The following is a 12,139-nucleotide window of genomic DNA, read 5'->3' as shown; positions in this document are numbered from 1 at the left end:
GAGTTGGCTGTACCCCAACACGTAGTTCAGTTGGAAAGGCACCTGACTGGCGGAGATGGCCGGTACATGCAATGCGTGCTCCCCGCTCTGTGGCCAGTCAAGGCACAGCAGCTGGCAAGGCTCTGCGGGGATCGCAAGCGCATTTTCCGGCAGGGCGTCTGCGGGTAGCGCAATCTGTACCGCATTCCACACCTGTTCCTCGACCAAAAAGCTCAGTTCGAGATGGTTTAACCAGCGCGCCAGATAGTTGAGGGGAACCTCCGACCAGGGGATATCGGGAAGATGGACATCCATGTATCCGAGCCAGGCGTCAACGCTAAGCCAGGCCTGTGCCCGGCTACCCTGCTTATCCTCAAGCTGCACCTGCAGATAGCGCTCCTGCGCGCTAAACTCAGCGATCTCGCTGCCGGGGTGATAGTTACGCAGCAGCTCAAGCGCCAGTTGACGGCCGTCAAGCTTGCGTAAATGACCTCTCAAACTCATTCCTGATTCTCATCCTGCTGCTGTTGCTGTTGCTGTTGCTGCTGCTGTTGCTGCTGCTCATCTCGCTCATGCTGTGGGCGCAGAAGATCGGGGCTGAGATCTGTCAAATGGCCCATATTACGGAGCAGCACATCCGCTGCACGAGCATCGGAAGGAAGCAAAGTGACATTCCCTTCCCGGCGTGCTTCGGTTGGCACCGAAATTCTGACCGAATGGTCACCGGACCAGCGTTGAAACTGATAGTTGACTTCGAGCGTCTGTCCTTTGTTTCCGCCTTTCACCCCGCTTTCCAAATCGGACTGAGTCTTCAGCTGCTGGAGCGTTGCGGGACTATTTCTGCTTTGTGCCGCTGTTTCGCCCTGCTTTGGCACCACGTTATCCGACTGCTTCGCCCCCGGCCAAAGCGGTCTTGCTTCGCCAGAATCTTCCTTTATGGGTAACGGCTTTTCCTGGCGGCCCGCTTCAGCCGCAGGGGCTGATGTAGTGACGATGCCCGGGTTTACTACGGCGGCAGCCTGAGGGTGCTGAGCCGTGGTGGATTGATGACGTTCTGTAGCCGCATCTACGAGCGTATTTGTGGCAACGTTCACGGCGACAGGCGTGGTGGATTGATGACGTTTTGTATCTACGTCTACGAGCTTATTTGTGGCAACATTTACGGCGACAGGCGTGGTGGATTGCCCCTCGGTTCTGGATGCGCTCGCCGCAGCCCTGTTGCTTAACGAGCTGGTGACCTCGCCTTTTTGGACGACGAGGGCGTTTTTGCCTGCGTTCGGCGTAGCCGTCTGACCAGCAACGGCCAACGCTATCTGCCGATGCAGGGCATCACCTTTCTTCGTCTGGCGTGCATCGGCGGCAAGGTCTAAAGGGGCGGCAACGACTTCTTTTGCCGCCTGCTTTTCGGTTTTCTGCAGGCCTCCCCCCTGCGCTAAGTGCGTCGTTAACCGAACCAGCGCACCTAGCGGTAGCATGGCGACCAGCGAAATATTCTCGCCGCTCTCACCCTGCTTTTTCTTTTTCGCAATATGTTTCAGCAGCGCGTTGTCATCCGGCGTTGAATCCCCCTTCATCACAACGTTCATACTGACTTTAGAAACTTTCTCTACCATAACCCGCAATCTCCTGAATTTCGTTTTCTGCATTATTGTCGCAGCGGCGTATATATTCGCGGCGCAGCGGCTGCAAATAATAAGACAGTTTGTAGTGCTTTTTATCCAGCAGGCTCATTGCGGCGCGATGCTGCTCAAGGTTGTTCTCCAGATTATATTTTTCATTTTCCAGCTGATTTATTTTATGAAGAACCAACTGCTGGTGAGTCAATAAAGCCCCCTGCTGTCTTATTCCCTTATAAATATCCGCACGGCTGTGTAAACCGGAAGGGGTTAACATTTTTATCTGCTGGTTGATATCCGCGCACTCCTGCTGATGCTCAGCAATTGTCAGCCTTATTTTCGCTAATCGATTTTCCGTTTTTACGATATCGCCCTGCAGAATCTGTTGTTTGCGCTCCAGCAAGGAGACAAACTCTCGCCCTTTACGCCACGCTTCCATATAAGCCTTCCAGACAGGCCTGCATGTCGATTTTTTCGCCCATGCTTTGTTGAAGAAAAGCTTCCATCTGGTTTTTACGATCAAAAGCGGCATCGTTTTCCGGATTCTCGCCGCGTCGATATTCGCCGAGATCCAGATAGAGCTGCATCTCTTTTTGACGTACCAAATATTCACGAAAGCGTTTTGCTAACTGACGGTGTTCCGAGTCAGTTACCTGTAAAAATACGCGACTAATGCTCTGCATAATATCAATCGCCGGATAGTGTCCTTTCGCGGCCAGCTTTTTGCTGAGATAAATATGCCCGTCAAGAATCGAGCGGACTTCATCGCCAATGACATCCGGCTCTTCCTCATTTTCAATCAGCACCGTATAAAAGGCGGTGATGGAACCGGTTAAAAACCGTCCTGGCCGCTCCAGTAATTTCGGCAAGGCCTCAAATACGGATGCCGGGTAGCCTCTTCGGGCGGGCAGCTCTTTCATGCTTAGCGCCACATCACGCAGCGCTCGCGCATAGCGGGTTATTGAGTCTATAAACAGAAGTACGTTTTTACCCTGCTCGCTAAAGAACTCGGCTATCGTCGTGGCAATCTGCGCCGCATTGCAGCGCTCAACACAGGAACGGTCTGACGTTGCGTAAACCAGTACGATCTGTGAACAGCGCGACGAACGCTTCAGCTCTTCAACAAACTCGGTGACTTCACGTCCACGCTCGCCAATAAGCCCGATGACGTAGATATCCGCTTCGGAATGTTCAACGATCATGCTCATTAAAGAGGTTTTGCCGCACCCCGCCGCCGCAAAAATCCCCATACGCTGTCCCTGACCGCAGGTCAGCAGGCCATCAATTGCCCTGACGCCGGTCACCAGAGATTCAGCGACAGGCTTGCGCTGGGTAAAATCTTTAGGCGCCCCGCAGGCTTCCAGGCTATGCGCACCGGTCAAACTCTGCTGCACGGCGTTGTCCAGGCGCCCGCGAACAGTACCGGTTGCGTCAATGATTGCCCCAGCGATATTTTTATGAACATCGATACGAAAAGGCTTGCCGGTCGGCAGCAGGACATTGCTGCGTGAAAGGCCCTGATTATCGTTAAGCAAGCTCAGTAACGTATGCTCCTTATTGAACCCGATCACCTGGGCCGTCCCCAGCACTTCGGGTTCAAGTAAGGATTTCTGAATCTCGCATATCTCACCGATTCGCGTCCCCGGCAAATGCGCTTCAATCACATTTCCCTGAATACGTAACGGGTGTGCCAGATGAACCAGGCATTGAGCTACCATTGTATGAACCTCAATAATTAAACCAGTACGGCGCGGTATTCCTGTAAAATACTCAGGTAGTTATCCAGCATCGATAAAAAATCATCCGGCGCCAGCAGGTATTTTTCTTTCACCTGAGCACGTAGTTCAATATTGCCGCCAACGGGGTATAAACACGGCTGTCCGGTGTAAAAATACTTTTCGTTATGATTAAGCATCAGCGGCAAAAGGCTCGCGCTGCAATAGCTTAAAGAGGCTGGAGCCTGCTCAACAATTTTCGCCCACACCCATACTTCATCATCTTCACTTCTGACATGAATAGTTGGAATATCATCTTTCATATTCAGAGAGATGGTTGAGTGGTTGCTCAAATCGCTATCCAGAACATCAGCCATCCCGGCATCCTTAAGCATGGTGGAGAGCAGTGCAACAACGTCGTATTTCATTTATTACCTCAATTAATTTTCTAACGAACCAATGACATCCACATCCACGCCGGATGCAACATCGCCATAAGAAAGCACTTCCATTTCCGGGTAACTTCCTTCAATAATTTTTTTCACGAAGCGACGAATATCCAGTGACACCATCAAAATAATATCGCGAGCATTAGCGCCATTGCTGCTAATGCACTGATCCAAGCTTCTGATAATACTTTCAGTTTCCGGTGGTGGCAGATTGATAAATGTCCCGCCAGAAGTTTGGCGAATCCCACCACGAACCAGGCTTTCCATATCGTGCGACATAACCAGAGTGCGAATCTGCCCATTGGCCGCAAAGCGGTTAGAGATATAACGTGATAACACGCTGCGAACGTGCTCCACCAGCATAATGGGGTCCTTTTCCTTGGGTGCCCATTGAACTAAGGCCTCAAGAATCAGACGCATATTTCGGATAGAAATACGCTCCTGTAGTAGCCGCTGGAAAACTTCGGTAATACGCTGTACGGTATTATTTCGATAACACTCTTTGAGTAGCTCAGGATATTTTTTCTCCAAATCGTCAAGCAGCATTTTGGCCTCCTGAATGCCGAAAAACTCGGAAATATTGTGCACAAGCAAAGTTGAGACGCAGGCATAGAATTCATCGATCGCCGTTCTTGAATAAAAACCAAGCTGTAAGGCGGTTTCACTCCGTTCTTCAGGGATCCAATAAGCGAAACCCTGAGCCGTTTCTACCGCCTGCACGGTAGGGTCAATAACCTGCAGCTCGTCGCCACGCATCAGCACTTTGCACATGCCCGGTATAATGTCATACGTGGCAACCTGAATTTCATTAATTGCAACCTTCAGCTTGCCACGCACCATTTGCTGGTCGTAGTTCATCACCACTTCGGGCAGACGAACACCGTACTCAATAAAGAAGTTACGTTTGAGCAACGAGCACAAATTATGTTCCTGAAAATAGTTCTCGTAGCCTTTCCAGGCGGTAATGATGAGCGGAATCGTTTCTGGGATGTACTCCCCGTCAATCATCACCGGTTTGCTTTTCAGTACCGGTTCTTCATTTTCTTCTATAGAATTAACTGTCGGCTTTTTACCTTTTTTAGCGTCAATTTTATCCTTAATGAATATGCCTAAAAGTAGAGCTGCCAGCAGAACAAAGACCGGCAACGGAAAGCCCGGCAATAGCCCCAGAGCAATAGCCAATACGGCTGTAACAAGCAGGATAAATTTATTGTGAAACATATCCTGCAAGATTTTTGCGCCGAGGTTCGTATTCTCACTGTTATTTACGCGAGTGACGATCAGGCCGCCGCTTATGGAGATTAACAGCGCCGGAATTTGTGCAACCAAAGCATCACCGATGGTCAATAGAGTAAACACAGACATCGCATGAGATAAATCCATGCCGTGCTGTAATGTGCCCACCGCTATCCCACCTAATAAGTTCACAAAGATAATAATGATCCCCGCGATGGCATCGCCTTTAATAAACTTCATCGCACCATCAAGCGCGCCGTATAACTGGCTTTCAGCTTCAAGATCGCTGCGGCGACGCTTGACTTCTTTTTCATCGATAACCCCTGCCTTGAGGTCAGCATCAATGCTCATCTGTTTGCCCGGCATGGCATCTAAAGAGAACCGTGCAGCCACTTCCGCGATGCGCTCCGACCCTTTGGTGATGACGATAAACTGCACGATAGTAACGATAAAGAAGATAACAAAGCCCACCACCAGGTTATCCGCAATGACGAACTGCCCGAAGCTGGCAATAATTTCCCCGGCGTCGGCATCCGCCAGCACCAGACGACTGGTACTGATAGAGATTGCCAGACGGAATATCGTACTAATTAGCAGAACAGATGGAAAAGTCGAAAAATCCAATATCCTTGTAATATAAAAAGAACCCAAGAAAATCAGTAGTGCCATCGTCAGGTTAAGTCCAATAAGGAAATCAACCAGGTATGTTGGCAACGGGATAATCAACATCACCACGACCATAACCATTATCGTTAAGATAATAAGTTCTGGCCTGTCACGAATTTCGAGAATAAATCTTCTAAGCATGAGTAGTTGCACATCAATCCATGGCAGACAAACTAGTTTGCCTGCGACTATTTGTAATATTCATTCCAGATGCCGGTATTTTTCTCTTTTTCGAGCATTTTACGCAGCAAAGCAGCCAGATGATTGACAATAACTTCCCGATATAGCGTATCGACGAAGAGAAAATCAGGCGTCATATTATAAACATTGCGCAGCTCTTGAATGACCATCGATCGATGCTTGAGCAGCAGCAATGACATAAAGTTTTTACTGAACTCTTTTAATGCCAATTTAAATTCGTCAGTATCCACTAAACCCGCTATATAAAGCCCTACAATATCCGCCTCTCCCAGCATCAGCTGATTGTTTCTCATCTGTCCCCGAAACGGGAATTTAGCAAAACTTTCATTTAGCAGCTGGTCCAGCGTGTGGAGCAAGCGTGCATCTGACAATTTTGCGCTGAGCGGGCCAAATTCAGAAGAATGAATACCGGGTTCATTGGCCTTCATATCAGCAATCAGAGCCGACAACGTGAAAGCCAATAAGCGCGTTCTGTTCTGATAACCGTAAACATCAATCCAGTCCTTGTAGATAAAGCCTGCGGGCATCTCTAGTTCAAGAAAATTAAGATAGCTATTGCGCAGCTCCTTTGCCGACAGGGGCCTGTCACCGCTACCGTCGCTAAACCGTTTTGCCAGCCGACCTACATTCATTCCTGACTGCATTTTTTTGGTGTCGCCAAATTTTTCTAAATCGGCGATCGCTTCTTTGATTTTCTTCTTCTGAAGTTCAGACAGCTGGCGGCTTAACAGCATTTCACGCAGCGCGAGCATTAGATCGCTGTCATCCGGGAAAAGCTGGCGGGCGAAGTTCAATAGGTTATTGAGGTCACGCAGTTTGGCCACATGCTTAATCAATGTGTTCAGCTTCTCGTCTGCCAGCTCCTCAAGCATAGAGGAAACAAAATCGTTATCTGCGCTGTCGTTTTTACGCCCGGCTTTGCTAAAGCGACCAAATGCGCTGAGGAGATCGGCCATTTCCTCTGCGGCATTACTCATCTCTTCCTGTAAATTAACAGGCAGCGCTTCTTCGCCCGCATCAAATAGGGGCTGGCCTGCGACGCTACGGTTTTCCGGGATTTTCGGTTCAATGCGATTAAAGTCAACGCCAGCAACAGAATGAATATCCATAACTCACCTGGTTCTTAATTGTTTTTCATCGTTTCACGTAACATGGAGACCGTCGATTTCAACGTTACCTCGTTCCCCCCCAAGGTTCGGCCCAGCACCGGGTTATTTTCCTCCGGTTTACGCCCCTGCCAGATTTCGCCGCTTGCCAGTAAACCTGGCTGAATCAGGAATAAGCGAACCATTTTCTTGTGGCTGGTATAGCTGTAATCAAACAGCTTGCCTAACACAGGAATGTCGCGCAGGAGCGGGATGCCCACGCTGTGATGTTCATCCTGGTCGCGGCTGTAGCCACCGACCAACAGGCTATAGCCCACGGGTACGCGCGCTTCTGTACTTATCTGGGTGTTATTCACCACTGGCAGGCTGTCGACGTTTTCGGTTTTACCCTCAGAGTTGAGAGGCAGGCCGCCATCCTGAATATTCAGGATCATCTCAATCTCCTGCTGGCGCTGCGCCAGACGCGGCAATACGCTAATCATGGTGCCGTAAGTAATCTTTTCGAGTGAGGAGTTACGCTCACCTATCAGCTTGGCGTAAAAGCTGCTGTTATTATCAAATAGCGCCGGAACATTTTCCTGAGTCAGGATCTCCGGACGTGAAACCACCTGTGCATTGCCCTTTTGCGCAAGTGCGGATACATCCGCCAAAAAATGAATGCTGTTTTCCGGAGTCAGCGAACTGGTATTAAAAGTAACGCCGGTATTACCTATCTTTGCCGCACCCTGCCAGCGAACCCCCAGCTCGTTAATATCATTCTTCGAAATATCAATGATCCACAGCGACAGCTGTATCTGCTGTTTAGGGACATCAATTGCGCTGACTAAATCCTCAACAAAACTCACCTGCCTTTCGGAACCCTGAATGAGCAAGCTATTGGTATCCGAATAGCCGACAATATTGATCGACGATTGGCCGAGGGAATCAGACTCATATCCCCGCTTCGCCGATGACCCCGAATTAAAAAAAGGCAACGGCGGAAAATTTCCCTTTTGTGTGGCCGAAGCGGCCTCAAGCGCACTTCGCGTATCATTATCTACGGTGATGTTCGCCCCGGCGGGCGCTGAACGTCCGCCACGACTATCGCCTGAGTTATTCAGCAGCTGGTTCAGCACCGTCGCAACGCCCGGCACGGTGATAGGGCTGTCGCGCTGGGTAAAGGTGCGATCGTTCACAAAAGTATTCTTAAGCTTGATCACGCGGATCGTGTTTTCACCCGTTCCGGGACGGGCATAGGTTGCATCAATATACTTTGCAGCCGCCGCGATAAGTTCGACATAGACCGGCGGCCCTGAGACATAAAAAGAGCCAGAGCGCCCGTCTGAACGCAGCGGGAAACGAGCGTCGTACAGCCCTGAGGATTTGATGAAGGCAACCAGCCGGTCAAACGGCGCATAGGACAAGCGCACAATGCTGCTTTTAATTTCGCTGGCATCGTAAACGTACACAGAACTGCCATCGTCATACCAGATAAGCCCGGTACGTGAAGCCAGGGTATTTAACAGCGCCTTCGGCTTACTGAGATCGAAATTCCCTGAGATCCGTTTTTTGGCTGCTTCCGTACTGACAACAAAGGGTTTATTCAGCACGCCACCGATCACAAAAAATAGCTGTTGAACGCTGTTATTACTGGCGACATAGGTATTTTCGTCATTCCGCGAACTGTTACGGACATCAACCGTGCCACCCGAGTAATCCTGGGTATCCAATAATGCGCCGACCGCCGAATTACAGCTCAATACGCCCAGCAATAAATACGGCAGGTAGCGGGCCGGCAGTTTCGCAATCCTCTTATTCATGAAGCAAGCCTTCCAATTTTTTAAACTCCCTCGGTGTAATGCCAAACATTGATTTTATTTCACTAGAAAAATGGGACGACGACGAATAGCCATTATTTCCTGCGATAGCCGCAATTGAGTTATCTTTTTCAATCAACTGCAGGGCACTGTGCGCCGCTCGCCAAAGGCGTAACTGTTTTTTTGGCCCCCGGGTAAAAGCATGGTGGCAAAGCTTCCTGAAATAGGATTCAGATACGCCGTAGATCTTACTGGCATTACCAATCTTATGACTGTCATTCTCTTTATCTTCATCCATTACCTGAGATAACAGAAAATGGGCAATCCAATAGCTTTCGACATTCCTGACAAACGAAAAGAGATTTTCCAGGCGGCTATCTTGAGGCTTTAGCAAGGTAAAGATCAACATCCCCATCAACGATTTGCATTCATTTTCTACTAAAATTGCCAGATTCCGCTCGGTGTGCATCAGTAACGAAGTATTTGTCTCCCCTACGCGCGGCTCGGCGTTAATGCTGCGAGATTTAGCCTGATAATCCAGGAATGAAAACAGCGTGGTGGCCTGTGACATGGGCAGTATTTCAACCATCCAGTCACCCCGGAATGCAATCTCCATGTTATCCAGGGTCGATAGCACAATGGGTTGAAGAAGATTATTCAGACGATCTTCATAGTTTTCCCTCAGTTCCCCTGAGGCAGATATGCTCATAACGGATTCACTATTTAGCGGTCGCGCAAACAACACGCCGTTATTTAAATTCATACATTCGTCACTCACGTAAAGCGGCATTTCCGCATGTGCGCTATCATTTACGCGTTGCCGCATTATGTTTTTCTGATGGTATTGAGTATCGCTAACTAGCATAGTTTTCTCTTACCTCAGTTTGTGTTTAGAAATGAAGTGCCAGTAAATATATCAGGAAACTCTCGTTCATCAATGCAAGCTGAAAGAGATAAAAAATAAATAAAAAATATAAAAAAAACTTCAACAAAAGATCATCAAGCAACATTGAGTTTAATAGTCGATAGCGCTACAGTGTGCCGTCTTAAAGATGCAATATCCTTATACCGTCAAAAAAATTTATTGCGAATGGAAAAATTTTTTCATGCTCGAGGCACTTCATTCCTTTTGAAAACGCTTTTATTAAATGGCACGGCTTAGCATCAGGAAGTTGTAGTGCAGATTAAGATAAAATCGCACGGGCCCTGCTCTTTCGATTGCTTATTTTACATTATTAATGGTCCTTTGAATGAACAGCGACATGAACGAATTAAACGATGATATGCCTGTACCAGAGGCACTGAAAAAATTCACCCTGAAGGTGCTGTTTGGACCCATGTTTGGTTGTGAACTCCACCTTCCAGCAGACGATTACTTTCTCATCATCAACCCGGGGCTTGCACTCCAGGATAACGCCATGGGAACGATGTCGCCCGGAGAGCATGCCGCAGCCTACACGCAGAATACGCTTTACCTACCCTGTGATATGCCGTCACCCAACATTATCTTGCGTTTGTCGGCGCTTTTCCGGGATGAAGAATCGGAAGAAGGATATCGTCTTGAAGTACAGGGGGTAGACAGAAGCTACCCGGCGCTGCTGAAGGAAAATGAAGTTTTCGTGCATGAGCACATTCGCTTTGCCATCAAACGTAGCGAAGATGACTGGTCTGAAGATATAAAAAACTTCAACCTTCCCCCGGCGCTTGATGCTAAATTCAGCGAACAGGATAAGCTGGAAAAGTTTAATGCAAAAAAAAATCATGCTCTCGTTTTCGGTTCAATTATTCTCTTACTTCTTGTGGTTACCGCAAGCGTTATCTGGTATGAAAAACTGGAAAGCGATCGGCAGGTTTTAACATTAAATGAAGCGCTGGCGGGCGCACCGATGCCTGTGGATATTTTTCGTGGTCGTGATAATAATCTTATCTACGTTCTTATCCAGAACTTTCAGGCAATGGAATGGACTCGGGAAGCACTGTTCAAATTGCAGGGCAAGGACAGCGTGGTTCCTGTTTGGTTACCGCAGCAAAGAAATGACGTCATTACGCAGTTGGCGAATGCAGGTTACCCTGTTTTACAAATTGACTACTCTAAACCGCAACACCCGACAATTGCACTTTACAGAGGATTAACCCTACAAGAAGAAAAAAGCTTCAACGCTATTGTTTTACAAAAAATCCCTTTTGCTCTCGACATCAATGTCCTGGTAAAAACTAAATCTCAGTTATTACAGGAAGCTCGCCAGGGCCTGGACCGTTTGCACATTTACTACCGCCAAATCAATTCGACTAGTGGTTATGCTTTGGTGGTTCGTGATGCCTTGAGCGACAGCGCTCTACGTTCTTTGCAGCATTTCATTAAACAGTTCAATCACCAATGGGGAAGCCGCGTGATTAATTTTTCAATTAATCTCGACGAAAACTGGTTACAGGATAAGTCATATGTTGACTCTTCTAATGGCTATCTGTTTTTGAACCCTCGTCATTGGTACTTCCCCCTAAAACAAGGAGACTTAAATGGCTGACATCACACCCACTGTTATTACGGCGAACAATGGCTATTATCTGGATGGAGTATCTGCCGACTTCGAAGCAGGTGGTCAAAAAATGAAAGATGAATTAGGGAAGGCTCAAGAGAACCTCGCAACCGACCCGTCTGACCCAACCAAACTAGCCTTTTTTCAGTCTAAGCTACAGCAATACACGCTGTTTCGTAGCGCCCAGACAAGTACCGTAAAAGTCATTAAGGATATTGGCTCGGCCATTATTCAAAACTTCCGTTAATTAACCTGGGTACGTGTCACGCGCGTACCCTTTTCTACTGTTCTACTGTGGAGTAATTATGAGTCAATTTAATGAAGCCCTTTCGGCATTAACCCGGCTCTCGCCAAATACCATTAACCCTGAAGATAACCTGTCCGTAAACATTCACGATCGAAACTTTAACAATTTAGTGTCCAGCACGTTTACTAAAGTCAGCGAAACCGATGCGCAGTTTAAAAATGTGATTAATACCCTTAGCCAATCTCCGCATTACACCAGCAGTCCGGAGAAGCTACAGATGCTACAAAACTATCTGGGTGAATACAGTAACTACGTTTCCCTGATAAGTGCTCTCGCACGCAAGGCGGTGAGCACCATAGAAACTCTGGAAAAATCGCAATAATGATGAACAAATATTCACGCGTCCTCGCTGCCGTGATGTTAACTTTTATGCTTAGCGCCTGTAATGACGAGAACCTCCTCTTCAACCTCACCCAAGAGCAGGCCAACCAGGTTCTGGCTATTCTGCAGCAGCACAATATTTCAGCGAAAAAGGACGGCAATCTTAAGGCTGGCTATACCGTCTCGGTCGGGGAGTCTGAAAGTACCGCC

The 12,139-nt window shown here is 48.0% G+C and carries 11 protein-coding genes and 2 pseudogenes; 4 read left to right on the top strand and 9 right to left on the bottom strand.

Annotated elements, in window-relative coordinates; genetic code table 11:
- From RTK32_RS11750 to RTK32_RS11710, 9 genes and pseudogenes are all read right to left on the bottom strand, one after another.
- Positions 1–483: pseudogene (locus tag RTK32_RS11750) on the bottom strand (type III secretion system protein); the annotation flags it as partial.
- Positions 480–1,592, bottom strand: coding sequence for a type III secretion system needle length determinant, SpaN/EivJ family (locus RTK32_RS11745; protein WP_312044129.1), 1,113 nt, complete (start codon positions 1,590–1,592; stop codon positions 480–482). The pseudogene RTK32_RS11750 and the gene RTK32_RS11745, both read right to left, overlap by 4 nt.
- Positions 1,573–1,998, bottom strand: a complete 426-nt coding sequence (locus tag RTK32_RS11740; protein ID WP_312044127.1) for a type III secretion system protein — start codon at positions 1,996–1,998, stop codon at positions 1,573–1,575. Before RTK32_RS11740 ends, RTK32_RS11745 begins: the two co-directional genes overlap by 20 nt.
- A gap of 19 nt (positions 1,999–2,017) precedes the next feature.
- Entirely contained in the window at positions 2,018–3,313 is a 1,296-nt protein-coding gene (gene sctN, locus RTK32_RS11735; RefSeq protein ID WP_312044125.1) for a type III secretion system ATPase SctN, read from the bottom strand.
- Positions 3,314–3,330: 17 nt separating this feature from the next.
- Positions 3,331–3,738 (bottom strand): hypothetical protein, encoded by a 408-nt coding sequence (locus RTK32_RS11730; protein WP_312044123.1) that lies wholly within the window; start codon positions 3,736–3,738, stop codon positions 3,331–3,333.
- Between the two features lie 12 nt (positions 3,739–3,750).
- Positions 3,751–5,802 (bottom strand): EscV/YscV/HrcV family type III secretion system export apparatus protein, encoded by a 2,052-nt coding sequence (locus RTK32_RS11725; RefSeq protein ID WP_312044131.1) that lies wholly within the window; start codon positions 5,800–5,802, stop codon positions 3,751–3,753.
- A gap of 47 nt (positions 5,803–5,849) precedes the next feature.
- Positions 5,850–6,971: a type III secretion system gatekeeper subunit SctW gene (gene sctW / locus RTK32_RS11720; protein WP_312044122.1), complete on the bottom strand. Its 1,122-nt coding sequence runs from the start codon at positions 6,969–6,971 to the stop codon at positions 5,850–5,852.
- A gap of 14 nt (positions 6,972–6,985) precedes the next feature.
- Entirely contained in the window at positions 6,986–8,767 is a 1,782-nt protein-coding gene (gene sctC, locus RTK32_RS11715) for a type III secretion system outer membrane ring subunit SctC (protein ID WP_312044120.1), read from the bottom strand.
- On the bottom strand, positions 8,760–9,590 hold the full coding sequence (locus tag RTK32_RS11710; RefSeq protein WP_312044118.1) for a helix-turn-helix domain-containing protein: 831 nt from the start codon (positions 9,588–9,590) through the stop codon (positions 8,760–8,762). The genes sctC and RTK32_RS11710 overlap by 8 nt, the downstream gene beginning before the upstream one ends.
- A gap of 436 nt (positions 9,591–10,026) precedes the next feature.
- Between RTK32_RS11710 and RTK32_RS11705 the strand changes: the two genes are divergently transcribed.
- From RTK32_RS11705 to RTK32_RS11690, 4 genes and pseudogenes are all read left to right on the top strand, one after another.
- Positions 10,027–11,289, top strand: coding sequence for a PrgH/EprH family type III secretion apparatus protein (locus tag RTK32_RS11705; protein ID WP_312044116.1), 1,263 nt, complete (start codon positions 10,027–10,029; stop codon positions 11,287–11,289).
- On the top strand, positions 11,282–11,548 hold the full coding sequence (gene sctF, locus RTK32_RS11700) for a type III secretion system needle filament subunit SctF (RefSeq protein WP_312044114.1): 267 nt from the start codon (positions 11,282–11,284) through the stop codon (positions 11,546–11,548). Before RTK32_RS11705 ends, sctF begins: the two co-directional genes overlap by 8 nt.
- A gap of 58 nt (positions 11,549–11,606) precedes the next feature.
- Positions 11,607–11,930 (top strand): type III secretion system inner rod subunit SctI, encoded by a 324-nt coding sequence (sctI, locus tag RTK32_RS11695; RefSeq protein WP_312044112.1) that lies wholly within the window; start codon positions 11,607–11,609, stop codon positions 11,928–11,930.
- Positions 11,930–12,139 (top strand): annotated as a pseudogene (locus tag RTK32_RS11690) (EscJ/YscJ/HrcJ family type III secretion inner membrane ring protein); the annotation flags it as partial. The gene sctI and the pseudogene RTK32_RS11690, both read left to right, overlap by 1 nt.

The sequence above is a fragment of the Erwinia sp. genome (assembly GCF_031978025.1).
Classification (GTDB): Bacteria; Pseudomonadota; Gammaproteobacteria; order Enterobacterales; family Enterobacteriaceae; genus Erwinia.
Note: the sequence above shows the minus strand (reverse complement) of the source record. Positions and strands in the feature narration are given on the sequence as shown.

Coding starts and splice junctions, on each gene's coding strand:
- RTK32_RS11745 (WP_312044129.1), bottom strand. CDS start 1,592: ATGGTAGAGAAAGTTTCTAAAGTCAGTATGAACGTTGTGATGAAGGGG.
- sctN (WP_312044125.1), bottom strand. CDS start 3,313: ATGGTAGCTCAATGCCTGGTTCATCTGGCACACCCGTTACGTATTCAG.
- RTK32_RS11730 (WP_312044123.1), bottom strand. CDS start 3,738: ATGAAATACGACGTTGTTGCACTGCTCTCCACCATGCTTAAGGATGCC.
- RTK32_RS11725 (WP_312044131.1), bottom strand. CDS start 5,802: ATGCTTAGAAGATTTATTCTCGAAATTCGTGACAGGCCAGAACTTATT.
- sctW (WP_312044122.1), bottom strand. CDS start 6,971: ATGGATATTCATTCTGTTGCTGGCGTTGACTTTAATCGCATTGAACCG.
- sctC (WP_312044120.1), bottom strand. CDS start 8,767: ATGAATAAGAGGATTGCGAAACTGCCGGCCCGCTACCTGCCGTATTTA.
- RTK32_RS11710 (WP_312044118.1), bottom strand. CDS start 9,590: ATGCGGCAACGCGTAAATGATAGCGCACATGCGGAAATGCCGCTTTAC.
- RTK32_RS11705 (WP_312044116.1), top strand. CDS start 10,027: ATGAACGAATTAAACGATGATATGCCTGTACCAGAGGCACTGAAAAAA.
- sctF (WP_312044114.1), top strand. CDS start 11,282: ATGGCTGACATCACACCCACTGTTATTACGGCGAACAATGGCTATTAT.
- sctI (WP_312044112.1), top strand. CDS start 11,607: ATGAGTCAATTTAATGAAGCCCTTTCGGCATTAACCCGGCTCTCGCCA.